The 25162-nt window shown below is 64.3% G+C and carries 15 protein-coding genes; 9 read left to right on the top strand and 6 right to left on the bottom strand.

All coding sequences use genetic code 11. The annotated features are described in order from the left end of the window. Nucleotides 1-306: 306 nt before the first annotated feature. The 4 genes from JQ592_RS21945 to JQ592_RS38330 form a co-directional block, all read right to left on the bottom strand. Nucleotides 307-1845 carry a SpoVR family protein gene (locus tag JQ592_RS21945; protein WP_211404877.1) on the bottom strand — a complete coding sequence of 513 codons (1539 nt, stop codon included), beginning with the start codon at nt 1843-1845 and terminating at the stop codon, nt 307-309. Continuing rightward, a complete protein-coding gene (locus tag JQ592_RS21950; RefSeq protein WP_211405078.1) occupies nt 1842-3119 on the bottom strand; it encodes a YeaH/YhbH family protein in 1278 nt (425 codons plus the stop codon). Before JQ592_RS21950 ends, JQ592_RS21945 begins: the two co-directional genes overlap by 4 nt. Nucleotides 3120-3138: 19 nt before the next feature. Next, entirely contained in the window at nt 3139-5082 is a 1944-nt protein-coding gene (locus JQ592_RS21955; RefSeq protein ID WP_211404878.1) for a PrkA family serine protein kinase, read from the bottom strand. Between the two features lie 203 nt (nt 5083-5285). After that, on the bottom strand, nt 5286-5624 hold the full coding sequence (locus JQ592_RS38330) for a hypothetical protein (RefSeq protein ID WP_246820598.1): 339 nt from the start codon (nt 5622-5624) through the stop codon (nt 5286-5288). Between the two features lie 594 nt (nt 5625-6218). Between JQ592_RS38330 and JQ592_RS21965 the strand changes: the two genes are divergently transcribed. The 6 genes from JQ592_RS21965 to JQ592_RS21990 are packed head-to-tail and all read left to right on the top strand — an operon-like array spanning nt 6219 to nt 13708. Next, nucleotides 6219-9068 carry a bifunctional transaldolase/phosoglucose isomerase gene (locus tag JQ592_RS21965; RefSeq protein ID WP_211404879.1) on the top strand — a complete coding sequence of 950 codons (2850 nt, stop codon included), beginning with the start codon at nt 6219-6221 and terminating at the stop codon, nt 9066-9068. A 13-nt stretch (nt 9069-9081) separates the two neighbouring features. After that, entirely contained in the window at nt 9082-10080 is a 999-nt protein-coding gene (gene gnd, locus JQ592_RS21970) for a phosphogluconate dehydrogenase (NAD(+)-dependent, decarboxylating) (protein WP_211404880.1), read from the top strand. A gap of 29 nt (nt 10081-10109) precedes the next feature. After that, nucleotides 10110-11621: a glucose-6-phosphate dehydrogenase gene (gene zwf, locus JQ592_RS21975; RefSeq protein WP_211404881.1), complete on the top strand. Its 1512-nt coding sequence runs from the start codon at nt 10110-10112 to the stop codon at nt 11619-11621. Next, the gene (gene pgl, locus JQ592_RS21980) at nt 11621-12370 is read left to right on the top strand and encodes a 6-phosphogluconolactonase (RefSeq protein WP_211405079.1); all 750 of its coding nucleotides are present in this window, start codon (nt 11621-11623) and stop codon (nt 12368-12370) included. Before zwf ends, pgl begins: the two co-directional genes overlap by 1 nt. Then, nucleotides 12357-12899 (top strand): gluconokinase, encoded by a 543-nt coding sequence (locus JQ592_RS21985; protein WP_211404882.1) that lies wholly within the window; start codon nt 12357-12359, stop codon nt 12897-12899. The genes pgl and JQ592_RS21985 overlap by 14 nt, the downstream gene beginning before the upstream one ends. Next, the gene (locus tag JQ592_RS21990; RefSeq protein WP_211404883.1) at nt 12896-13708 is read left to right on the top strand and encodes an HAD family hydrolase; all 813 of its coding nucleotides are present in this window, start codon (nt 12896-12898) and stop codon (nt 13706-13708) included. The genes JQ592_RS21985 and JQ592_RS21990 overlap by 4 nt, the downstream gene beginning before the upstream one ends. A 68-nt stretch (nt 13709-13776) precedes the next feature. On the opposite strand, the gene JQ592_RS21995 is transcribed toward JQ592_RS21990, so the two are convergent. Continuing rightward, the gene (locus tag JQ592_RS21995; RefSeq protein ID WP_211404884.1) at nt 13777-15573 is read right to left on the bottom strand and encodes a glycoside hydrolase family 15 protein; all 1797 of its coding nucleotides are present in this window, start codon (nt 15571-15573) and stop codon (nt 13777-13779) included. 30 nt (nt 15574-15603) lie between these two features. Beyond that, entirely contained in the window at nt 15604-17565 is a 1962-nt protein-coding gene (malQ, locus tag JQ592_RS22000) for a 4-alpha-glucanotransferase (protein WP_211404885.1), read from the bottom strand. Between the two features lie 204 nt (nt 17566-17769). Here malQ and JQ592_RS22005 point away from each other — a divergent pair, with 204 nt between their 5' ends. The 3 genes from JQ592_RS22005 to glgB are packed head-to-tail and all read left to right on the top strand — an operon-like array spanning nt 17770 to nt 25161. After that, nucleotides 17770-19716, top strand: a complete 1947-nt coding sequence (locus JQ592_RS22005) for a maltotransferase domain-containing protein (protein WP_211404886.1) — start codon at nt 17770-17772, stop codon at nt 19714-19716. A gap of 11 nt (nt 19717-19727) precedes the next feature. Continuing rightward, complete coding sequence (treS, locus tag JQ592_RS22010; RefSeq protein WP_211404887.1) at nt 19728-23021, top strand: maltose alpha-D-glucosyltransferase; 3294 nt, start codon at nt 19728-19730, stop codon at nt 23019-23021. Next, complete coding sequence (gene glgB / locus JQ592_RS22015) at nt 23014-25161, top strand: 1,4-alpha-glucan branching protein GlgB (RefSeq protein ID WP_211404888.1); 2148 nt, start codon at nt 23014-23016, stop codon at nt 25159-25161. Before treS ends, glgB begins: the two co-directional genes overlap by 8 nt. Nucleotide 25162: the final 1 nt, after the last annotated feature.

Below are 25162 nucleotides of genomic sequence, written 5' to 3' on the forward strand. Positions count from 1 at the left end.
TCCGACCAAACCAAAAACCAGCCGTGTTCCGGGCCAGATCGAGTTCTGCTATGCATAACTTCCCCGGACACCCCTGCCCTTGTGGGAGAAGGTGGCATAGGCGGCCTTCGGCCGCCGTTCTTAAGAACGCCGAAGCGAAAGCTTCGGCTCTGGCGCCGGATGAGGGATCTTTCTCGGCAGGGGAAGGTGTGGAGAGATACCCCTCACCCCAGTGAGCTTGCGTCTACCGGCGTCGCTGCCCTCTCCCACAAGGGGCGAGGGCACATCAACGCGCATCCCGCCTTATTGCCCGCATAGTCAGCCGCCTCAGGCCACTGCCGCCGGGATCGGGCGCGGGCTCACGACGTATTCGCGGAGGACCTTGTCGTTGGCGTCGACCTCGATCAGCGCGACGTCGTAGGTCCAGAGATCGGCGAGGTGCTGCAGCACGCGCTTGGCGTCGGTCTCGTTGAGCTGCGAGCCCTTGATGACATGGTGATGCAGGATCAGCCGGCGGTCGCCGGAGAGATCGACGTCGACCACCTCGATATTGGCATCGATATAGCCGACATCATGCTGCCGCGCCAATTCGCGCCGCACGCGGCGGAAGCCGCGCTCGTCGTGGATGGCATCGACGCGGATGCCCGCGCGCTCCTCGGGATCGTCGTGGAGATGGAACATGCGGAAGTGGCGCATCAGCCTGGGGCTCAGGAACTGGCCGATGAAGCTCTCGTCGCGGTAATTGGCCCAGACGTCGCGCAGCACGCCCATCACGTCATTCTTGCCGGCGATGTCGGGGAACCATTCGCGGTCCTCGTCTTCCGGCCTGGTGACGATGCGCTCGATGTCCTGCATCACGGCGAAGCCGAGCGCATAGGGGTTGAAACCCGAGAAGCGCGGATCGTCGAATTCGGGCTGGAACACCACGTTGGTGTGCGACCCCAGGAATTCGAGGAAGTTGCCGTCGGTGATGCGGCCCTGCTGATGCAGCTGGGTCATGATGCGATAGTGGACGTAGGTCGCCGTCCCCTCGTTCATCACCTTGGTCTGGCTCTGCGGATAGAAATATTGCGCGATGTGGCGGACGATGCGCAAGAGCTCGCGCTGCCAGGGCGCCAGCCGCGGCGCGCTCTTCTCCAGGAAATAAAGCAGGTTTTCCTGCGGCAGGCCGAGCAGCTTGCGGCGCCGCTCGATGCTGAGCGTCGAACGGCTCTTGCTCTTGCCGGCCGGCACGGTGCGCCAGAGATCGTTGAAGACCTCTTCCTCGTGCTGGCGCCTGCGCCCTGCCCGCTTCTCCTCGGCGCGCAGGTCCAGCTTCTTCTTGCCGGGATAGCGGTCGATGCCGTGCGACATCAGCGCATGCGCGGCGTCGAGCGTACGCTCGACCTCGGTGCGGCCGTAGCGCTCCTCGCATTGCATGACGTAGTTCTTGGCGAAATCGAGATAGTCCAGGATGCCGTCGGCGTCGGTCCACTGCTTGAACAAATAGTTGTTCTTGAAGAAGTGATTGTGCCCGAAGGCGGCGTGCGCGATCACCAGCGTCTGCATCGTCGCCGTGTTCTCCTCCATGAGGTAGGAGATGCAGGGCGAGGAGTTGATCACGATCTCATAGGCGAGGCCCATCAGGCCCTTGCGATAGGAGGCCTCGTGGAAGGCGAAATGCTTGCCGAAGGACCAGTGCTTGTAGAACAAGGGCATGCCGACCGACGAGTAGGCATCCAGCATCTGCTCGGCGGTGATGACCTCGATCTGGTTCGGATAGACGTCGAGCCCGAGATCCTTCAGCGCCACCTCCTCGCAGGCATCGGTGATGCGCTGCAGGGTACGAAAATCCCAATCGGCGCCTTCGAACAAGCGTTCCGTCATGGAGCGGCTTTCTCCTGAGAAGTTTCGCGGCGCTGGAACAGATCGTGGAACACCGGAAAGATCTCGCTGCGTTCACTGACCTTGCGCATCGAGAGCGGTGCGCCGCTGTTGCGCAGGCGATCGTAGAGGGTCCAGAGCGAGGAGTCGGAGAGATCGAAGGCGCTGCCGCCGGATTCTCCGACCTCGAGATAGGCGAAGAACTGGCAGACCGGCAGGATCTTGTCGGTCAGCAGCAGGCCGGTGAGCTCGCCGTCGGAATAGGAATTGTCGCCGTCGGAGGCTTGCGCGGCGTAGATGTTCCAGTCCGAGGGATTGAAGCGCTCGCGCACGATCTCGTGCATTGCCTGGAGCGCGCTGGAGACCAGCGTGCCGCCCGAGGCCGGGCCGTAGAAGAAGGTCTGCTCGTCCACCTCCTCGGCGCGGTCGGTGTGGCGGATGAAGACGATCTCGACATGCTTGTAGCGGCGCTTCAGGAACACGTAGAGCAGCATGTAGAAGCGTTTTGCCAGATCCTTCATGTGCTCGGACATCGAGCCGGAGACGTCCATCAGGCAGAACATCACGGCCTGCGCTACCGGCTTCGGCACCATCTCGAAGCGGCGATAGCGGATGTCGATCGGATCGATGAAGGGGATGCGCTTGGACTTCGCCTTCAGCTTTTCGAGCTGGGCGAGAAGCACCAGACGTTCGTCCTCATCCGTGCAGGCGGCGATCGCGGCTTCCAGCTCTTCGATCTCCTCCTTGCGGGGACGCTTGAGCGCGATGCGGCGCGCCAACGCTAGCCGGACAGTCCGGCTGACCGAAATGTTGGCAGGCGAACCTGACGTCGTGTAGCCGGCGCGCTGGATGCCCTCGCTCTCGGTCTGCGCGATCTTGCGCTTGGCGAGATCCGGCAGCTCAAGATCGTCGAGGAAGAGATCGACGAATTCGTCGCGGCTGAGCACGAAGCGGAAGGCGTCCTCGCTGTCGCCTTCGCCCGGACCGGAATCCTTGGCGCTGCCCTGGCCGGAGCGCTGCAGATAGTCGCCCTCGATGAACTTCTTGTTCCCGGGCAGCACCATGTCGCGCGTCCCGCCTTCGCGGCGGAAACGCGGCTCGTGCATCCCGTCCAGCGGGATCGTGACCTCACCACCCTCCAGGACGTCCTTGATGTCGCGTTCCTGCGAGGTCTTCTTGACGGCGCCCTGCACCAGGGATTTGGCCCGACGCAAGAACCGCTGCCGGTTCTCAAGACTCTTGCCGCCTGGATTCAGGCGCCTGTCAATAATGTGAATGGCCACTTTCCCATCCGCCTCAACCGGCCTGCTTCACGCGCATGTACCATTCGACGAGCCGGCGAACCTGACGCTCGGTGTAGCCGCGCTCCACCATGCGTGCGACGAACTCGCCGTGCTTCTTCTCCGTCTCGCCGTCCTTCTTCGACCCGAAGGAAATGACCGGAAGCAGGTCCTCGACTTGGGAGAATATCCGCTTTTCGATCACGTCGCGAATCTTCTCGTAGGAGGTCCAGGTCGGATTCTTGCCGGCATTCTGTGCTCTGGCCCGTAACGAGAACTTGACCACCTCGTTGCGGAAATCCTTCGGATTGGCAATGCCGGCCGGCTTTTCGATCTTGGTCAACTCCTGGTTCAACAGTTCGCGATCGAGCAACTGGCCGGTGTCCGGATCCTTGAAATCCTGATCCTCGATCCAGGCATCGGCGTAATCCACGTAGCGGTCGAACAGATTCTGGCCGTAATCCGAGTAGGATTCGAGATAAGCCTTCTGGATCTCGTTGCCGATGAACTCGGCATAGCGCGGTGCCAGTTCCGCCTTGATGAACTCCAGGTAGCGTTTCTCGGTTTCCTCCGGCAGCTGCTCGCGGCGGATCGACTGCTCCAGCGCGTACATCAGGTGCACGGCATCGGCGGCGACCTCCTGCGGATCATGGTTGAAGGTCGCAGCCAGGATCTTGAAGGCAAAGCGCGTGGACACGCCGTCCATGCCCTCGTCGACGCCGGCGGCATCCCGGTATTCCTGGACGCTTCGCGCCTTGGGATCGGATTCCTTCAGGCTTTCGCCGTCGTAGACCCGCATCTTGCCGAACAGCGTGGAATTCTCGTGCTTGCGCAGGCGCGACATGACCGAGAACCGAGCCATCGTTTCCAGGGTCGACGGCGCGCACGGCGCGGAAGCGAGCTCCGAGCCCTGGATCAGCTTCTCGTAGATCTTCTGCTCTTCGGTGACCCGCAGCACGTACGGCACCTTGATCACGCAGATGCGGTCGATGAAGGCCTCGTTGTTCTTGTTGGCCTTGAAGCTCGCCCACTCCGCCTCATTGGAGTGCGCGAGGATCACGCCGGTGAACGGGATCGCGCCGATATTTTCGGTGCCGATGTAGTTGCCCTCCTGCGTTGCGGTCAGCAGCGGGTGCAACATCTTGATCGGCGCCTTGAACATCTCGACGAATTCAAGGATGCCCTGGTTGGCGCGATTGAGGCCGCCGGAATAGCTGTAGGCGTCGGGATCGTTCTGCGCGTAGGTCTCGAGCTTGCGGATATCGACCTTGCCGACCAGCGACGAGATGTCCTGGTTGTTCTCGTCACCGGGCTCGGTCTTGGAGACCGCGATCTGGCGCAGCCGCGACGGCTGGATCTTGGCGACACGGAATTGCGAGATGTCGCCGCCGAAGGCTTCCAGCCGCTTGTAGCACCACGGGCTCATCAGGCCGGTGAGGCGCCGGCGCGGAATGCCGTATTTCTCTTCCAGCATCGGCCCGAGATGATCGGGATCAAACAGGCTGAGCGGGCTTTCAAACACAGGCGAGAGTTCATCGCCGGCTTTGAGCACGTAGATCGGCTGCACTTCCATCAGCGACTTGAGCCGCTCGGCGAGCGAGGATTTTCCGCCGCCAACCGGACCGAGCAAATAGAGGATCTGCTTGCGCTCTTCGAGACCCTGCGCCGCGTGGCGGAAGAAGCCGACGATGCGCTCGATGGTTTCTTCCATGCCGTAGAAACCCGCGAAGGCCGGATAGGTGCGGATGGTGCGGTTCAAAAAAATACGGCCAAGGCGTGGGTCCTTGGCCGTGTCAATCGTCTGCGGATCGCCGATCGCTGCTAGCAGTCGCTCGGCCGCGTTTGCGTATTTCATGGGATCGCTTCGACACGACTCCAGATATTCCGCCATCGACATGTCGTGCTGGCTTCTCGCCTCGAACGACCGAGCGAAAGCGTTGAATAGAGAATCGTTGTACATGATCCCTCTCCGCGTGAGTTCCGCTACAAGCTGAAACGAAAGCAGTTACCGGACCGTTCCTCAGGCCGTTTCGAATCAGCGTGAGCACATGACGATCATTGGACACCCGGGAGCCGACTCGACGCAACGCACAACGTAGGCAACCAGGTGAGTTACGAACAGGCACCTGCCTGTTCTTTATGCGAATCTATGTATATCTTCGCTCATTTCCAGAAAATGTCACTCGGCCGCCACATCCGGGCATTACCGGGGATCAGCTCATCCGGCGGTGCAGCATAGCCGTCAGCCGGCGGCAGCTTTATGACGCTTGTACGGCCAAGCCTTGTGCATCTGAGCCTTATCACCTGAACCTTGCGTGCCTTGATCGCGGTCTCGCCGCAATGCGGTGCGTGCATCGCTGGCGGCATGGCACCCACGGCGAGCGCGCAGAAATGTTTCAAAATCGGTCGATCGTCCTGCACGCCGCGCGACATCGCCCGGCTCCCGCCGCGAATACAGGAGAGCTGCCGCGGCAATGTCGGCGTCGGCGTCAGCACGATCATCCTGTGCCCGCGGCGATCCTCGGTCGAAATGTCCGCGACCGTCTCCCACAGCAGAAATTCATTACCGATGCGGAAGATCGCGGATGCCGCAGGGGGTGACGATCACCACCGGCCCACGTTCGCCGGGAAGCAGCCAGATCACCAGCCGGTGATCAGGCCGAACACCGCGACGCCGGCATAGCCGACTGTCGTGTCGTCGTAGTCGTCGAGGCCATCCCACCAGTCGAACGCCGCGACCAGCAGCCGCAAGCACGTGGCGCATGGTTGATTTCGAGATCGTGGGACGCATCGATGCGCCCGGTCGGCGCGACCGGGTGCGGGCTGTCGGAGACGGCGGACGAAGGGCCGTCAGAAATGTGCCTGCATGCTTTCCCCAGCATGGCCATTCGCGAGGCCGAACCTTCCCGGCCAACGACTTTTTACGCAACACGGCCACTGCCGCCTGGATCGCCATGATCGCGACGGAGTTACACTGGAGGATATGACTCCCACACCCTAGATTGGTTCCCTCCCGGCAGCATGTAAGCTAGAGGATAGCGCGTCAGGACTGGCGCGGAAACCCCTCGCCCCCAGGCTTGGAGATAAATAAGTATCATGAATCCCGTCAAAGAACTGGAAAAGCACGGACAGGCCGTCTGGCTGGACTTCCTGGCCCGCGGCTTCATCGCCAAGGGCGACCTGAAGCGGCTGATCGACACCGACGGCGTCAAAGGCGTCACCTCGAACCCGTCGATCTTCGAGAAGGCGATCGGCAGCTCGGACGAATATGACGCCTCGATCGGCAAGGCGCTGAAGCGCGGCGACCGGGCCGTGGCCGACCTGTTCGAGGCCGTCGCGGTCGAGGACATCCAGAATGCCGCCGACGTGCTGCGCCCGGTCTATGACCGCCTCAAGGGCGGCGACGGCTATGTCAGCCTGGAAGTGTCGCCCTATCTGGCGATGGACACCGCCGGCACGGTCACTGAAGCACGGCGGCTCTGGAAGGACGTTGGTCGCAAAAACCTGATGGTGAAGGTGCCGGCGACGCCGGAGGGCCTGCCGGCGATCGAGACGCTGATCGGCGACGGCATCAGCATCAACATTACGCTGCTGTTCTCCAAGGCGGTCTATCTCGAGGTTGCGGAGGCCTATCTGGCGGGCCTCGAAAAATACGTCGCCGGCGGCGGCGATCCGTCGCACGTCGCCAGCGTGGCGAGCTTCTTCGTCAGCCGCATCGACTCGGCGGTCGACAAGCAGCTCGACGAGAAGATCGCGCGCGCCAACGATCCGTCCGAGAAGGAGCGGCTCGCCGCGCTCAAGGGCAAGGTCGCGATCGCCAACGCCAAGCTCGCCTATCAGGACTACAAGCGCCTGTTCTCAGGTCCCCGCTGGGAGAAGCTCGCCGCCAAGGGCGCCAAGCCGCAGCGCATGCTGTGGGCGTCGACCGGCACCAAGAACAAGGACTACAGCGACGTCCTCTATGTCGAGGAGCTGATCGGCCCCGACACCATCAACACCGTGCCGCCGGCAACGCTGGATGCGTTCCGCGACCACGGCAAGCCGCGCGACAGCCTGGAAGAGAATGTCGAGGACGCAAGGCGCATCCTGGAAGAGTTGGAGCGCTCCGGCATCTCGCTCGATGCGATCACCGAGGAGCTGGTCAAGGACGGCGTCAAGCTGTTCGCGGATGCCGCCGACAAGCTCTACGGCGCGGTCGCGCACAAGCGCGCCACCGTGCTCGGGCCGGCACTCGACCGCCAGCAGCTTTCGCTGGGCGACGGGCTCGGCAAGGCTGTCGCCAAGAGCACCGAGGAATGGCGTGCCTCCGCCAAGATCCGCAGGCTTTGGCAGCGCGACAAGTCGGTCTGGACCGGCACGGACGAGGACAGATGGCTCGGCTGGCTCGACAGCGCCGCCAAGGCCGACGTTGCCGATTACGAGGACTATGCGGGCCGCGTGAAGGGCCAAAAATTCTCCGACGCCGTCGTGCTCGGCATGGGCGGATCGAGCCTCGGACCTGAGGTGCTGGCCGAGACCTTTGGCAAGAAGCCCGGCTTCCCCAAGCTGCATGTGCTGGATTCCACCGATCCCGCGCAGGTGCGGGCGATGGAGGGGAAGATCGACATCGCCAACACCGTATTCATCGTCTCCAGCAAGTCCGGCGGCACCACCGAGCCGAACGCGATGAAGGACTATTTCCATGAGCGCGTCGCGCAGGCGGTCGGCCCCAAGGTGAAGACCGGCCACCGCTTCATCGCGGTGACCGATCCCGGCTCGTCGCTGGAGAAGGCGGCGAAGAAGCTGAACTACGCCCGCATCTTCCATGGCGAGCCCTCGATCGGCGGGCGCTATTCGGTGCTCTCGCCGTTCGGGCTGGTACCGGCGGCGACCGCCGGCATCGACGTCAAGACCTTCGTCAGGCACGCACTCGCCATGGCCCGCTCCTGCGGACCGGACGTGCCGCCGTCCGAAAACCCGGGCGTGCAGCTCGGCCTTGCCATGGGATTGGCCGGGCTCGAAGGCCGCGACAAGGTGACGATCCTGTCGTCGAAGAAGATCGCCGATTTCGGCGCCTGGGCCGAGCAGCTGATCGCAGAATCGACCGGCAAGGAGGGCAAGGGCCTGATCCCGATCGACGGCGAGCCGTTGGGCGATCCCTCTTCTTACGGCAACGACCGGTTCTTCATCGACATCCGCACCGAGGGCGAGGCGGACGCCGCCCACGACTCCAAGCTTGCCGCGATCGAAGCGGCCGGCCATCCCGTCGTGCGCATCGTCATGAAGGGAATCGACCATCTCGGCCAGGAGTTCTTCCGCTTCGAGATGGCCACGGCCGTGGCCGGCAGCATCCTCGGCATCAACCCGTTCGACCAACCCGACGTGGAAGCGGCCAAGATCAAGACCCGCGAGCTGACGGCGTCGTTCGAGAAGACCGGCGCGCTGCCGGACGAACAGCCCGTGGTCAGCACCGACGAGGCCGATCTCTACACCGATGAGGCCAACGCCACGGCGCTCCGCGCCGCCGGCGCCAATGGCGACCTCACCTCATGGCTGAAGGCGCACCTGTCGCGCTCCAGCGAGGGCGACTATGTCGCCCTGCTCGGCTACATCGCGCGCGACAAGGCCACCATCGATGCGCTCCAGGCGATGCGGCTCGAGGTGCGCGAGAAGCGGCATGTCGCGACCTGTGCCGAGTTCGGCCCGCGCTTCCTGCACTCCACAGGCCAGGCCTACAAGGGCGGACCCGACAGCGGCGTGTTCCTCCAGATCACCGCTGACGACGCCAAGGACCTGGCGGTGCCGGGCCAGAAAGCGAGCTTCGGCGTGATCAAGGCGGCGCAGGCGCGCGGCGATTTCGACGTGCTCACCGAGCGTGGGCGGCGCGCGTTGCGTGTCCACCTGAAGGGTGGGCTCAAGGAAGGTCTCGCGGCGCTCAATGCAGCGCTCAACGACGCACTGAATTAAGGGAATCTCTCACATGCAACTCGGCATGATCGGCCTTGGCCGGATGGGCGGCAACATCGTTCGCCGGCTGATGCGCCAGGGACATTCGACCGTGGTCTACGACAAGGACGCCAAGGCCGTCGCGGGCCTTGCCGCAGACGGCGCGACGGGATCGGCGACGCTGGAGGAGTTCGTCGCGAAACTCGAGCGGCCGCGCACGGCGTGGGTGATGCTGCCGGCCGGTCACATCACCGAGACGACGATCGACACGATCGCAGGGGTGATGCAGGAGGGCGACGTCATCATCGACGGCGGCAACACCTTCTGGCAGGACGACGTCCGCCGCGGCAAGGCGCTGAAGGCGCGCGGCATCCACTATGTCGACGTCGGCACGTCGGGGGGCGTCTGGGGCCTCGACCGCGGCTATTGCATGATGATCGGCGGCGAGAAGCAGGTGGTCGACCGGCTCGATCCGATCTTCGCCGCGCTCGCGCCCGGCGCCGGTGATATTCCGCGCACCGAAGGACGCGAGGGGCGCGATCCCCGCATCGAACAGGGCTACATCCATGCCGGCCCCGTCGGCGCCGGGCACTTCGTCAAGATGATCCACAACGGCATCGAATACGGCCTGATGCAGGCCTACGCCGAAGGTTTCGACATCCTCAAGAATGCCAATATCGACGCCCTGCCGGCGGATCATCGCTACGATTTCGATCTCGCCGACATTGCCGAAGTGTGGCGGCGCGGCAGCGTGATTCCGTCCTGGCTGCTCGACCTCACCTCGACCGCGCTCGCCGATAGCCCGCTTCTGTCGGAATATTCGGGCTTCGTGGAGGATTCCGGCGAAGGACGCTGGACCGTGAACGCCGCAATCGACGAGGCCGTGCCGGCCGAAGTCCTGACCGCGGCGCTCTACACACGTTTCCGTTCCCGCAAGGAACACACCTTCGCCGAAAAAATTCTCTCCGCGATGCGTGCGGGTTTCGGCGGCCACAAGGAGCCGAAGCAGCCGGGTGCATCGAAACCAAAGTAACGAGTAAACAAAGCGAAGGCCGACAATTCGTGACAAAAGACCCGCAAGTAAAGCGCAAGCCGGAAAATTGCGCCTTCGTCATCTTTGGTGTCACGGGCGACCTCACCCATCGCCTGGTGATGCCGTCGCTCTACAATCTGGCGGCCGAGCACCTGCTGCCGGAAAAATTCTGCGTGGTCGGCGTGGCCCGCAGGGGCCAGTCGGATGATGAGCTGCGCAACAGCCTGCTGAAGGGCCTGCGCCAGTTCGCGACCCGTCCCGTGGACGACGACGTCGCCAGGAAGCTGCTGGAATGCGTGACCTTCGTCGAGGCTGATCCGAAGGATCCGCCCTCCTTTGATCGCCTGCGCGAGCATCTGGATTCGCTGGAATGCGCGCAGGACACCGGCGGCAACCGGCTGTTCTATCTGGCAACGCCGCCCGCCGCATTTGCGCCGACCGCGCGCGAGCTCGGCCGCACCGGCATGACGAAGGAGAACGGCGCCTGGCGGCGTCTCGTGATCGAAAAGCCGTTCGGCACCGATCTCGCCTCGGCCAAGGCGCTGAATGCCGAGCTGCTGAAGATCATGGACGAACACCAGATCTACCGGATCGATCATTATCTCGGCAAGGAGACGGTGCAGAACATTCTGGTGCTGCGCTTTGCCAACGGCATGTTCGAACCGATCTGGAATCGCAACCATATCGATCACATCCAGATCACCGTGGAGGAGAGACTCGGGGTTGGCCATCGCGGCGGCTTCTACGATGCCACCGGCGCATTGCGCGACATGGTGCCGAACCATCTGTTCCAGCTGATGTCGCTGGTCGCGATGGAGCCGCCCGCGCGTTTCGACGCACATTCCGTGCGCTCCGAGAAGGCCGACGTGCTCACATCGATCCAGCAGCCTAGCCGGGAAGAGGCGCTGAAGAATTCGGTGCGCGCGCAATATCTCGCCGGCCGCAGCGGCGACGAAGAGATCGCGGACTATCGCAAGACCGAGGACGTCAAACCCGACAGCACCACCGAGACCTTCGTCGCGCTGAAGCTGATGATCGACAATTGGCGCTGGGCCGGCGTGCCCTTCTATTTGCGCACCGGCAAGGCGCTCGGCCACAAGCGCACCGAAGTCGCGATCAAGTTCAAGCAGGCGCCGCTGTCGATGTTCTCGGGCACGGACGTCGACCGGCTGTCGCAGAACTTCCTCACCATCGGCATCGCACCGACCGAGACCATCGAGCTGCAGTTCAACGCCAAGATCCCGGGGCCGAGCATCACCATCGACGGCGTCGAGATGAAGTTCCGCTACGGCGACTATTTCCGCGCCGACCCGTCGACCGGCTACGAGACGCTGATCTACGACTGCATGATCGGCGACAACATCCTGTTCCAGCGCGCCGACGGCATCGAGGCCGGCTGGCAGGCGGTGCAGCCGTTCCTGGACGCCTGGAAGCTGGCCGGCACCAACGGCATCGAGACCTATGAAGCCGGCAGCGACGGCCCCGCCTGCGCCGACGAACTGCTCCGGCGCGACGGGCGAAGCTGGCGGAAATTTTCGTGATGGTGGCGGCCGGCCAGCCGAAGCTGATCGTCGAGGCCGACGCCGAAGCGCTGGCGCAGGCCGCGGCCGAACGGGTGATGGCGCGGATCGGCGCCAATCCCGGGCGCATCGCGATCTGCCTCACCGGCGGGTCGAGCCCGAAGAAGCTCTATCAATTGCTCGGCAGCGATGCCTGGCGCGGCAGGATCCCGTGGGAACGTGTGCACTGGTTCATCGGCGACGAACGCTTCGTGCCCGAGAGCGATCCCCTCAACAACATGGCGGTCGCGCGGGCGACATTTCTCGATCGCAATGCGCCGGCCGGCCATATCCATCCGATCCCGACCACGGCTGAAGATCCCGATGCCGGAGCCGAAGCCTATGCGCGCGAGCTGCGGGCCTTCTACGGCGCAGACCAGTTCGATCCGGCGCGGCCGCTGTTCGACCTCGTCCTGATGGGCGCAGGACCGGACGGCCACACTGCCTCGCTGTTTCCGGGCTATCCCGAGCTCGAGGAGAGCCGGCGATGGGTCGTCGGCGTCCCCAAGGCCAATGTGGCGCCGTTCGTGCCGCGGGTCTCGCTCACCCTGCCCGCTCTGGCCTCCTGCCGCGAAATGCTGTTCGAGATTGCCGGGCACGACAAGCAGGCGATCTTGACGCGCCTGCTCAATGGCGAGAATCTGCCGGCCTTACGCGCGCGCTCGAATGGTGAGACCGTCTGGCTGGTCGATAGGGCCGCGCTTCCGGAGGAAATTCGTGGGCCGCGTTGAAGCACCTTGTGCGTTGATCGTGATGGGCGTGTCGGGTTCGGGCAAGAGCACGGTTGCAGGGGCGCTCGGCGACCGGCTCGGCTGGCGCTTCGAGGACGGAGACAGCTTCCACCCCGCCAGCAATGTCGAGAAGATGCGGGCCGGCCATCCGCTCACCGACGAAGACCGCTGGCCCTGGCTCAACGCCATCGCGGACGAGATCGAGCGGGTGTGCGACAAGGGCGACCATATCATCATCGCCTGCTCGGCGCTGAAGCACACTTATCGTGACGTGCTGCTGCGCGGACGCAGTGACGTCCGCTTCGTGTTCCTGAAGGGGACGAAAGAGCTGATCGCCGAGCGGCTCGCGCAGCGCAAGGGCCATTTCATGCCGCCCGGGCTGCTGACGAGCCAGTTCGACACGCTGGAGCCGCCGGAAGCGGGCGAGCACGTCCTCACCGTCTCGATCGACGAGACCGTGGAGGCGATCGTGGACGGCATCGTAAGACAATTGAAGCTGGGCGGCGCAATACCCAAGGTTCTGCCATGACTCCCATCTCACTCGTGGTCTCCGATGTCGACGGCACGCTGCTGACCAAGGACAAGACACTGACCGAGCGTGCGAGGTCCGCCGTGCAGCGGCTGCACCAGGCCGGCATCGGCTTCACCATCACCTCCAGCCGCCCTGCGATCGGCATGCGCTTCCTGATCGAGCCGCTGGCGCTCTGGCTGCCGGTCGGCCCGTTCAACGGCTCCTCGATCGTCGATCCCGAGATGCGGCCGGTCGAGCAGCATTTGGTCCCTGCGAGCGCCGCCGAGCGGTCGCTGCAGATCCTCCGCGACTACGGCGCCGACATCTGGCTGTTCACCACCGACAAATGGCTGATCGACAATCCCAGCGGTAAATACGTCGCGCACGAGCGGCACACGATCCGCTCCGACCCCACCATCGTGACGGACTTTTCGCCCTACCTTTCGAGCGCCTGCAAGATCGTCGGCGCCAGCGCCGATGCGGCCGGCCTTGCGGCTTGCGAGAAGGCGATGCAGGAGGCGCTCGGCAGCGAGGCCACCGCGGTGCGCTCGCAGACCTACTATCTCGACATCACGCCGCCCGGCTTCAACAAGGGCACGTTCGTCGAGGCCATGGCCAGGCACCTCGACATCTCGACCGATGCGGTCGCCACCATCGGCGACATGCAGAATGATCTGGCAATGTTCCGCGTCAGCGGCACCTCCATCGCCATGGGCAACGCCGCCGACAACGTCAAGGACGAGGCCACCCACGTCACCGCGAGCAATGAGCAGGACGGTTTTGCCGAGGCGATGGAAATGATTTTGAAGCGGAATGGGGTGGGTTAGCTGGAACCATGAGCTGCCGCTTGCGGCTCACCTTCCTACGGGCGAGTTGAACAACCTCCCGTGCCAAGCTACTTCGACCGCTGCATCGCCGGCTTCTCGCTTCTCTGCCTTGCCGCCGACAAGTTGTGTGCGGTGTTGATCAGCGCGATGTGGGTCAGCGCCTGCGGGAAGTTGCCGGTCTGGCGGCGGGCCACGGAGTCGTATTCCTCGGCGAGTAGCCCGACATCGTTCGCAACGCCGACCACGCGATCGAACAATTCCTGCGCCTTGTCGAGATTGCCCGACAGTACATAAGCATCGGCGAGCCATAGGCTGCAGGCCAGGAACGCACCTTCGAGCGCCTGTCCCGCAGGCAGCTCGCGCGGATCGTGCCGCAGCACGAAACCGTCGCGCATCAGGCATGTCTCGACGGCGGCGATGGTGCCGCAGATGCGCGGGTCCGACGCCGGCAGGAAGCCGACCGCGGGCAGCAGCAGCACGCTGGCATCGAGCAGCTTCGAGCCGTAGGACTCGACGAAGGCGTTCTCCTCCGCATCGAAGCCATTGTTGCAGACGTCGCAATGAATGGCTTCGCGTAAGGTGCGCCAATGCAGCAGCGGCGCCTTGAAGCCAAAGGTCTCCGCGCTCTTGATGCCGCGGTCGAAGGCGACCCAGGTCATGACCTTTGAGAACACGTAGTGCCGGGGCTGGCCGCGCCGTTCCCAGATGCCGTGATCGGGCCGGTCCCAGACCTCGGCGAGATGGTTGAGCACGCTGCATTCCAGCGCCCAGCTCTCCTCGTCGAGCTTCAGCCTGGCCATGCGCGACTGGTGGAAGGCGTCGATCAGCTCGCCGTAGACGTCGAGCTGGAGCTGCGCATGCGCGGCATTGCCGACGCGCACCGGCTGCGCGCCCTCATAGCCGGCGAGCCAGGCCGCCTCCCATTCCAAGAGCCGCCGCTGCCCCCAGATGCCGTACATGATCTGCATGTTCGACGGCGAGCCTGCGGCCGCGCGCAGCAGCCAATTGTGCCAGGCCGACGCTTCCTCGGTGTAGCCCGAGTTCATCAGCGCCAGCAGCGTGAAGGTGGCATCGCGCAGCCAGCAGAAGCGGTAATCCCAGTTCCTGCTGCCGCCAAGCTTTTCCGGCAGGGATGTGGTGGGCGCCGCAACGATGCCGCCGGTGGGGGCGAAGGTCAGCGCCTTCAGGGTGATCAGCGAACGCATGATGAGATCGTGATAATCGCCGTCGCGGGTGTAGCGGCGGCACCAGTCCTGCCAGAAATTCTCGGTCTCCTGGAGCGCGACCCCGGGATCGATCGGCCCGGGCGGATCGAGATGCGAGGGGCCGTAGGTCAGCACGAAGGGAATAACCTCGCCTGCCCTCACCTCGAAGTCGGACACCGTGGTCAGATCCTCGCCGCGGGTCTCGACCGGCGTGCGGAGCACCGTCATGTCCTGGCCGCAAATCGCGAGCAGGGAATGATTGATCCGCCGCACCCAGGGAATATCCACGCCGAAGCCGAAGCGGATGACGAGCTCCATCCGCATCTTTACCGTGCCGCTGACGCCGCGGACCAGGCGCACGATGTCGGACGCCTTGCCGCGCGGCGGCATGAAGTCGATCAGCGCGACAGTGCCGCTTCTGGTCTCAAACCGCGTTTCAAGGATGAGGGTATTGCCGAGATAGCGGCGCGACGTCGCGGTGACATCCTCACTTGGCGCGATCAGCCAGCGGCCGTTCCTGTGCGTGCCGAGGATCGCGGCAAAGCAGGCATCGGAATCGAAGGCTGGCCAGCACAGCCAGTCGATCGAGCCGTTGCGCCCGACCAGCGCCGCGGTCTCGCAGTCGCCGATCAGCGCATAGTCCTCGATCCTTTGCATCAATGTCGTACGAGCCTGGGAAGCCCCGGCCCTTCAACTCCCGCCGGTCAGCGAACGTTCCCGTGTCGCGGCCTTCAAAGCCGCGAGATCGACCTTGGAGGCGATCTTGTCGAGCGTAACAGGAAGGCGCTGGCGCCAGTTCGGATGCTCGTCGATCGTGCCGGGAATGTTGGGCTGGTCGATCACGCCGAGCAGGTCCTCCATGGACACTGCGAGCAGGCGCGAGGGCGTGCGCGACAGGAAGGCGAGCACCGAATAGAGGTCGTTGCCGTTGATGCCGTTCTGGCGCAGGATCTGGTCGAGCATGCCGAGCGCATCCCAGCGCGCCTGGTCGTTCTCGCCGGGATCGAGCCCGAGCGAGCGCTTCATCTTGAGATCGCTGAAGGAGCGCCAGCCCGCATAGGTGCACAAATCATGCGTGTTCAGCGTCACCAGCGCGTTGGGCCGGTAGTGATCGACATTGCGGAAATGGCCGGCATCGTCGCGCTCGAACATCATGACGAGATAGGACCAGATGCCGAAATCCTGCATGGTCTCGCGAAAGCCTTCCGGCACGGTGCCGAGATCCTCGCCGATCACGATGCATTTGTGGGCCGCGCTCTCGCGCACCACCGCGGCGAGCAGCGCCTCGAACGGCATCTGCACATAGGCGCCGTTGTCGGGCTTGAAGCCGCGCGGCACGAGATAAAGCCGTTTCAGCCCGAGCACGTGATCGAGCCTGATGGCGCCGGCATGGCGCATCGACGCCGCCAGCATGTCGGCGAACGGCACGAAGGATTGCGCCTCCAGGCCGCCGGCATTGAAGCCGGCGAGGCCCCAGTCCTGGCCGACGGTGTTGAGCACGTCGGGCGGCGCGCCGACGGCGAGGTGGCGGGAAATCGCGGTCTGCTCGTTCCAGGCATCGAAGCCGTTCGACTGCACGCCGACGGCGACGTCGAGATAGAGCCCGACGCGCATGCCGAGCTGGCCGGCCAGCACCTTGGCGGCATGCAACTGGCTGTCGGCCGTCCACTGCACGAATTCGACGAACTCGACCTCGCGCCGCTCAGGCCCCTTGTGCAGCTCGGCGCATTTGGCTTCGTCCGGCTGTTGCCATTCGGACGGCCATTCCCACCACGGCCGGTTGAAGCGATGGCGCAGCACCTCGAAGCAGGCGAAGCGGGACAATAGCGGCGCGCGGGCGGCGCGGAAGGCGTCAAACTCCTTGCGGCGCGCCTCGCGCGCGCTCGTCACGAAGCTGTTGAAGGCCGCGCGCAAGGCCAGCCATTTCAGCGCCGCCATGTCGGCATAAGGCACGCGGTCGCCTTCACGCAGCCGCGCGGCGGTTGCGGCCGCATCGGGGACGAGATCGGCGGAAAATTCCGGGATCGCCTCGACGTCGATATAGAGCGGATTGAGAAACAGCCGGCTGTTCGGCGAATAGGGGCTGCAATCGGCCGGCTGGTCGTCGAACAGCACATGCAGCGGATTGAGGCCGACGCCGTCGGCGCCGAGTTGCTTGGCGAGCCGGACGAGACCGGCGAGGTCGGTGAAATCGCCGATGCCCCAGTTGCGGTCGGAGCGGACGCTGTAGAGCTGCACGGCGAGCAGCCAGCCGCGATCGAAATCGCCGCCGAAGGCGCGCTCGGGCGCCACGATCATCGGCACCTCTTCGCTTGCACCCCCGGCATCCGTCAGCGTCAGGCGATGATAGCCGAGCGGCAGGCCGGCCGGCCAGGCAATGACCGGCTCGCGCGTCTCGCCTTGCGCGATCACATTGCCGTTGCCGAAGATTTTCCATTGCAGCGGCGGCGTCCCGGTTGCCGCCAGTTCGGTGCGCGGATGTCCCAGGGCCCGGACCACGACCGGCCCGCCGACGAAGCGGTAGACCCGCTTCTCCGGCAGGGCATCGAGGATGGATTTGAGCGCCTCGGGCGCGGTGACCCGCAGCTTGCCGAGGGCGTCAACGAATTCGGATTGAACGCCCTTGATCCGGGCTTGAGCTAAAAGATCCATTCGGCACGCAGCTTGCAGGCCATGATTTGGCCGGGGGCAGGGATTTTAACGAGGTCGCGGAAGAGGTTAGTCAGGGGTAACTCGCAAACTGCGCTTGCCGTTCCCCAGGGAACCAATGACACACAAGCGGCTTTCTATAATGGTACCAAGCGTGGGTTCCCGACAAGGGAAACGGGCTCCTGCTTTCTTGTCAATGGCATCACCGTGAACAAGACAATTCAAACTGTCGAAAGTGCCGCATCCGGCAGCGCTTTCCTCATCGAAGACGTCTATCCCTCGGTCGACGGCGGCCGCTTCGCCGTGAAGCGGATCGCGGGCGAACGGGTCGAGGTCTGGGCCGACATCTACCGCGACGGCGACGCCGTGATCGCCGCCGCGCTGATCTGGCGAGGAGAGCAGGACCGCGAATGGCGGAGCGAGCCGATGACCCCTCACGGCAATGACCGCTGGTGCGGCGCGTTCACACCGGTTGAGCCCGGCCAATATGTCTACGCGATCGAAGCCTGGACCGACGAGTTCGCCACCTGGTCGCACGCCGTCGCGCGAAAACGGCGCACCGGCGCCGATGTCAGCCTGGATGCGATCGAGGGCGCCGGACTGCTGACCAAGGCGCATGGCGCACGGCAGGACGCCGCGGCGATCATCATCAAGCGATGCGAGGATTATCTCCAGACCGGCGACGTTACGCCGCTGCTCGCGACCGAGCTTGGCGAGGCCATGGCCGAGAGCCAGTCGCGGCCCGACCTCACGCGCTCGCCGCTCTTCCCACTGATGATCGACCGCGACAAGGCGCGCTTCAGCGCCTGGTACCAGATGATGCCGCGTAGCCAGAGCGAGATCCCGGGCCGGCACGGCACGCTCCGCGACTGCATTGCACGCGTGCCTGATATCGCCGCGATGGGCTTTGACGTGCTCTATTTCACGCCGATCCACCCGATCGGCCACACAGGCCGCAAGGGGCGCAACGATGCGCCGGTGGCGAACGAGGGCGATCCCGGGTCGCCCTATGCGATCGGCACCGCCGAGGGCGGGCACGATGCGCTGCATCCCGATCTCGGCACGATCGAGGACTTCCGCGCGCTGGTCGCCACGTGTCTCGAGTACGGGCTCGAGCTTGCGCTGGACTTCGCGGTGCAGTGCTCGCCGGACCATCCCTGGCTGACGCAGCATCCGGAATGGTTCAAATGGCGGCCGGACCGCTCGGTGCGGACGGCGGATGGGCCCTATTCGGACATCGTCATCCCCGACTTCGGCTCCGTCGATCGCGCCGGGCTGTGGAATGCGTTCCGCGACGCCATGCTGTTCTGGATCGACCATGGCGTCACCATCTTTGCCATCGACAATCACGACACCGCACCGCTTCCGTTCTGGGAGTGGCTGATCGGCGACATCCGCCGCCGAAATCCCGAGGTGATCCTGTTCTCCAAGACGTTTGCACGACCGAAGTTGATGCAGGGCCTCGCCAAGCTCGGCTTCACGCAGTCTTTCAGCTATTTCCCCTGGCGCACTTTGAGGTGGGAGCTGGAACAGTATCTCGGCGAGCTGACCCGTTATCCCGAGCGGGACTTCTATCGTCCGAACCTGTTCGTCAACACGCCCGACCTCTTGCCCTATCATCTCCAGAGCGGCGAGCCCTGGGTCTTCAAATCACGGCTCGCGCTGGCCGCGACGCTGTCGGGCAATTACGGGATCTTTGGCGGCTTCGAGCTCCTGGAGCACGAGGCGATTCCCGGCCGTGAGGAATATCTCGATTCCGAAAAGTACCAGGTCAAGACGCGCGACTGGAACAAGCCCGGCAACATCAAGCCCTGGATTGCCGCGCTCAACCGCCTCCGCAACGAAAACCCGGCGCTTCAGCAGACCGCGACCTTGCGCTTCCTCGGCATCGAGGACGGCGAGACGATCGCCTTCGCCAAGGAGGCGGCCGATCCCGCAAACACCGTCGTCGTCGTGATCGCGCTCTCCCGACATGCGCGCGAATTCTGGCTGCCGCTCGCCGACATCACTGTTGACGCCGGCGGACAGCGACACCATGTGACGGCACTCGAAAACCTCCTCACCGGCGAGCAGTCCCGCATCGAATGGGGCGGGATCAGGTTGCGTATCGATCCCGATCGCGATCCGGCGCTCTTGTTCCGCTGCCTGGCGTAAGGGGTCACGCCATGAATGTTTTGTCTTCCGTCGATACCAAGAAGGCCGAGGCTGCCGAGGTCGTGGATGAGCTCTGGTACAAGGACGCGATCATCTACCAGCTCCACGTCAAGGCCTTTGCCGACAGCAACCATGACGGCATCGGCGACTTCGCCGGCCTGACCGAGAAGCTGCCCTATCTCCAGGAGCTCGGCGTCACCGCGCTGTGGCTGCTGCCGTTCTATCCCTCGCCCGGCCGCGACGACGGCTACGACATCGGCGATTACGGCGCGGTCAATCCCGATTTCGGGACGATGAAGGATTTCAAACGTTTCATCCAGGAGGCGCAGAAGCGCGGCCTGCGCGTCATCACCGAGCTCGTCGTCAACCACACCTCCGACCAGCACAAATGGTTCAAGCGCGCGCGCCGCAGCCATCCGGGCTCGAGCGCACGCAACTGGTATGTCTGGAGCGACACCGACCAGAAATACCAGGGCACCCGCATCATCTTCACCGACACCGAGAAGTCGAACTGGACCTGGGATCCGGAGGCCGGCGCCTTCTACTGGCACCGCTTCTTCTCGCACCAGCCCGACCTCAATTTCGACAATCCACGCGTGGTCAGCGCCATCATCCAGGTGATGAAGCGCTGGCTGGATGCCGGGGTCGACGGTTTCCGCCTCGACGCGATTCCCTATCTCTGCGAGCGCGAGGGCACCTCGAACGAGAACCTGCCGGAGACGCATGCGATCATCAAGCGCCTGCGCCAGGAATTGGATGCGTACTCCAAGGGCAAGCTGCTGCTGGCCGAGGCCAATCAATGGCCGGAGGACGTGCAGGAATATTTCGGCCGCGGCGACGAATGCCACATGGCCTATCACTTCCCGCTGATGCCGCGCATCTACATGGCGATCGCCCAGGAAGACCGCTTCCCGATCACCGACATCCTGCGCCAGACGCCGGACATCCCGGCGAGCTGCCAATGGGCGCTGTTCCTGCGCAACCATGACGAGCTGACGCTGGAGATGGTCACCGACGTCGAGCGCGACTATCTCTGGACCACCTACGCCAACGATCCGCGCGCCCGCATCAATGTCGGCATCAGGCGGCGCCTCGCGCCGCTGATGGACAACGACCGCCGCAAGATCGAATTGATGAACTCGCTGCTGCTGTCCTTCCCGGGAACGCCGATCATCTATTACGGCGACGAGATCGGGATGGGCGACAACATCTATCTCGGCGACCGCAACGGCGTGCGCACGCCGATGCAATGGAGCCCGGACCGCAATGGCGGCTTCTCGCGCTGCGACCCCGCCCGGCTCTACGCGCCGCTGATCATGGACCCGGTCTACGGCTATGAATCGGTCAACGTGGAGGCGCAGTCGCGCAGCCTGTCGTCGCTGCTCAGCGCCACCAAGCGGCTGATCTCGGTGCGCAAGTCGACGCTCGCCTTCGGCCGCGGCACCATGACCTTCATCCGTCCGGCCAATCGCGCCGTGCTTGCCTATGTCCGGCAGTATCGCGACGAGGTGATCCTCTGCGTCGCCAACCTCTCGCGCGCCGCGCAGGCGACCGAGCTCGATCTGTCGCCGTGGAAGGACCGCATCCCGCAGGAGATGCTCGGACGGACGCGTTTCCCGGCGATCGGCGAATTGCCCTACATGATCACGCTGGGGCCCTACGGCTTCTACTGGTTCCAGCTTCAGGAGCGCGACAAGTCCGAGCCGGTGACGCCGCGCGCGGTGCCGGAGTTCGAGACCCTGGTCGTGCCGGTGAATTCGAACTGGGTTTCTCTCGCTCGCGAGCGCGGCGTGTTCGAGCGCGACGTGCTGCCGGGATTTTTAGCAAGGACACGCTGGTATCCGGAGCACAATCCCAAGCACATCAAGGCTGCGCTGACCTCGGCGGTGCCTTTCAGCGATATCGGCGACAACAGGCCCTGGATCGCGTTCTTCGAGACCACTCGGGGCGACGTCACGACGCGCTACGTACTGCCGATGCAGATCGAATGGGTACGCTTCGACCGCGAACGCTTCAACCCGAAGGCGCTCGCCGCCGTCCGCCAGGGTGCGCGCGAGGGCACGCTGCTGGACGTCGCGACCGAGCAGATCTTCATCGGCCTGTTCCTGCGGGGTCTGTCGCAAAACCTGGTGGTAGACGAGAACGATCTGCGGCTGGAGTTCAAGGCGACCAGCCGGTTCGCCGACTACACCATCAAGGAGCCCCAACGCATCCGCGCGATCGAGCAGTCCAACAGCACCGCGCTCGTGGACAACCAATATGTGGTCAAGATCCATCGGCAGCTCGAAAGCGGCACCAGTCCCGAGATCGAGATTGGCCACTACCTCACCGAGGTGGCTCACTTCGCCAACACGCCGGCCCTGCTCGGCAGCGTCGAGCTGGTCGAGGACGATCGGCACAGCGCGCTCGGCGTGCTGCATGCCTTTGTCGAGAACCAGGGCGACGGCTGGACCGTGACCACCGGTTATCTCGATCGCTATATCGACGAGCAGCGGGTCTCGCCCGCGGGCGAGGCGCCGCGCGAGACCCAGGAGCAGGCGCCCTATCTGCACTTCATCGCGCAGATCGGCCGGCGGCTCGCCGAGTTGCATGTCGCCCTGGCCGCGGCAAAGCCGGACAATCTTGCTCCGGAGCCGATCGGCTCCGAACACGCCAGGCGCTGGGTCTCCGACCTCAAGGCACGGGCCGAGCGCGTTTTCGAGCAGCTGGCCAACAGCCGCGACGGCCTGCGGGAGGCGGACCGGCCGCTGATCGACCAGCTCGGCGCCGCGCGTGCGGCCCTGCCCGACCACCTCAATGCACTATTGCCTTCCGGGATCGGCGGGTTGAACATCCGTCATCATGGCGACTTCCGCCTCGGGCAGACTCTGATCGTGAAGGACGACATCTTCATCATCGACTTCGACGGCAATCCGCGCCGGCCGCTGGCCGACAAGCGGCGCAAGCTGCCTGCCGCGCGCGACGTCGCCGGCATGATCCGCTCGATTGATCTTTCGGTTAACGTGGCCCTCAATCGCGCCCTCACCGGCGCCTCCGACGAACAGGACCGGCTTGCAGCCGCGCTCGGCGAATGGCGCGAACGCGCTACCACGACGTTCCTGTCCGCCTATCGTGAGGCCATGACCGACCGGAGGCTATGGCCGCAAGATCCGCAAGTCGCGCAAGGCCTGTTAAGGTTTTTCCTGCTTGATCAAGCGTTCGACGACGTAGAGTACGAACTGTCCCACCGGCCCGAGGGGCTCCATGCGCCGCTGACCGGACTGCTTCGCATTCTGTCCAGTGCCGAGAGCGAAGCCCATGCCTAAACTGCCAGCCGAAGCCTACGCGATCATCGAGGGCCGCCACTCCGACCCCTTCCACTATCTCGGGCTGCATCCCGAGGGCGGCAAGAGCGTGGTGCGCGCCTTCCTGCCCGAGGCCACCAATGTCGAGGCGGTCGGCGAGCATGGCGAGGTCGCGCCGCTCGACCGCGTTCATGACTCCGGCCTGTTCATCGGGGCCCTGCCCAACGGCTCGAAGCACTACCAGCTGCGCGCGAAATTCGGCAACAACGTCGTCGAATTCGAGGATGCCTACCGCTTTCCGCCGATCCTGACCGATTTCGACCTCTATCTGCTCGGCGAAGGCACCCACCAGCGCCTCTACGACAAGCTCGGTGCGCATCCGATGCGGCTCGACGGCGTCGACGGCATCGGCTTCGTGGTGCTGGCACCGAATGCACGGCGCGTATCCGTGGTTGGCGATTTCAACTTCTGGGACGGGCGGCGTCATCCGATGCGGGTGCGCGGCAGCGGGTACTGGGAACTGTTCATCCCCAATGCGAAGATCGGCGATCACTACAAGTTCGAGATCATCGGGCCGCACGGCCATCTGCTTCCGCTGAAATCCGATCCGATGGCGTTTGCGAGCGAGGTACGGCCGAAGACGGCCTCGATCGTACTCGACGAGGCGCATCTGCCGCGGCCGCGCCCGGCGCCCGACGGCATCAACGCGCTGTCGGCGCCGATGTCGATCTACGAGGTCCATCTCGGCTCGTGGCGGCGCAAGGGCGACAATGAATGGCTGACCTATCGCGAGCTGGCCGAGCAGCTGCCGGCCTATGCCCGCGACATGGGGTTCACGCATCTCGAATTCCTGCCCGTGAGCGAACATCCGTTCGACGGCTCATGGGGCTATCAGCCCACCGGCCTCTATGCCCCGACCAGCCGGTTCGGAAGCCCTGAGGATTTCGCGGCGCTGGTCGATGCCTGCCACCGCGAAGGCATCGGCGTGCTGCTCGACTGGGTGCCCGGCCATTTCCCCGACGATCCGCACGGGCTCGGCAGCTTCGACGGCACGGCGCTCTATGAACACGCCAACCCGCTCCAGGGCCGCCACCTCGACTGGGGCACGCTGATCTACAATTACGGTCGCACTGAAGTGACGAACTTCCTGGTGTCGAACGCGCTGTTCTGGATGGAGCGCTACGGCATCGACGGCTTACGCGTCGACGCGGTAGCGTCGATGCTCTATCTCGACTACAGCCGGCCGCCCGGCGCGTGGATTCCGAACCAGTATGGCGGCCGCGAGAACATCGAGGCGATCAACTTCCTGCGCCGTTTCAACACGGAGGTCTTTGCCCGCTTCCCGCAGGCGACCACGGCCGCGGAAGAATCCACCGCATGGCCGCAAGTCTCGCGCCCGGTCGAATTCGGCGGGCTCGGCTTCGGCTACAAGTGGAACATGGGCTGGATGCACGACACGCTGAACTACATCAGCAAGGATCCAATCCACCGCAAGCATCATCACGGCGAGATCCTGTTCGGCCTGCACTACGCGTTCTCGGAAAACTTCATCCTGCCGCTGTCGCATGACGAGGTCGTGCACGGCAAACGCTCGATCCTGGGCCGCATGCCGGGCGACGAATGGCAGCGCTTTGCGAACTTGCGGGCCTATTACAGCTTCATGTTCGGTCACCCCGGCAAGAAGCTCCTGTTCATGGGCGCCGAGATCGCGCAGAGCCGCGAATGGAATCACGACCAGTCGCTCGACTGGCACCTGCTCGAATACAAGGTCCATTCCGGCATCCAGGCGCTGATCCGCGACCTCAACCGGCTCTACCGCGCGGTGCCGGCGCTGCATCAGATGGACTGCGACCAGGCCGGCTTCGAATGGCTGATCACTGACGATGCCAACCGCAACGTGTTCGCCTGGCTGCGCAAGGGCTTTGACGAGCACGCGCGATGCCTGGTGGTCGTCAATTTCTCCCCCAATGTCTATCGCAACTATCGCGTTCGCGCGCCCCTGGCCGGCAAGTGGAAAGAGGTGTTCAATTCCGACTCCGCCCATTACGGCGGCAGCAATGTCGGGAACATCGGCGAGGTTCAGACCGTTGACGGCAAGACGCCCGAGCTCCGCCTCACCATTCCGCCGCTCGCCGCGATCTTCCTCGTTCCGGAAAGCTGAC

The sequence above is a fragment of the Bradyrhizobium iriomotense genome, from assembly GCF_018129405.1.
GTDB classification, from domain to species: domain Bacteria; phylum Pseudomonadota; class Alphaproteobacteria; order Rhizobiales; family Xanthobacteraceae; genus Bradyrhizobium; species Bradyrhizobium iriomotense_B.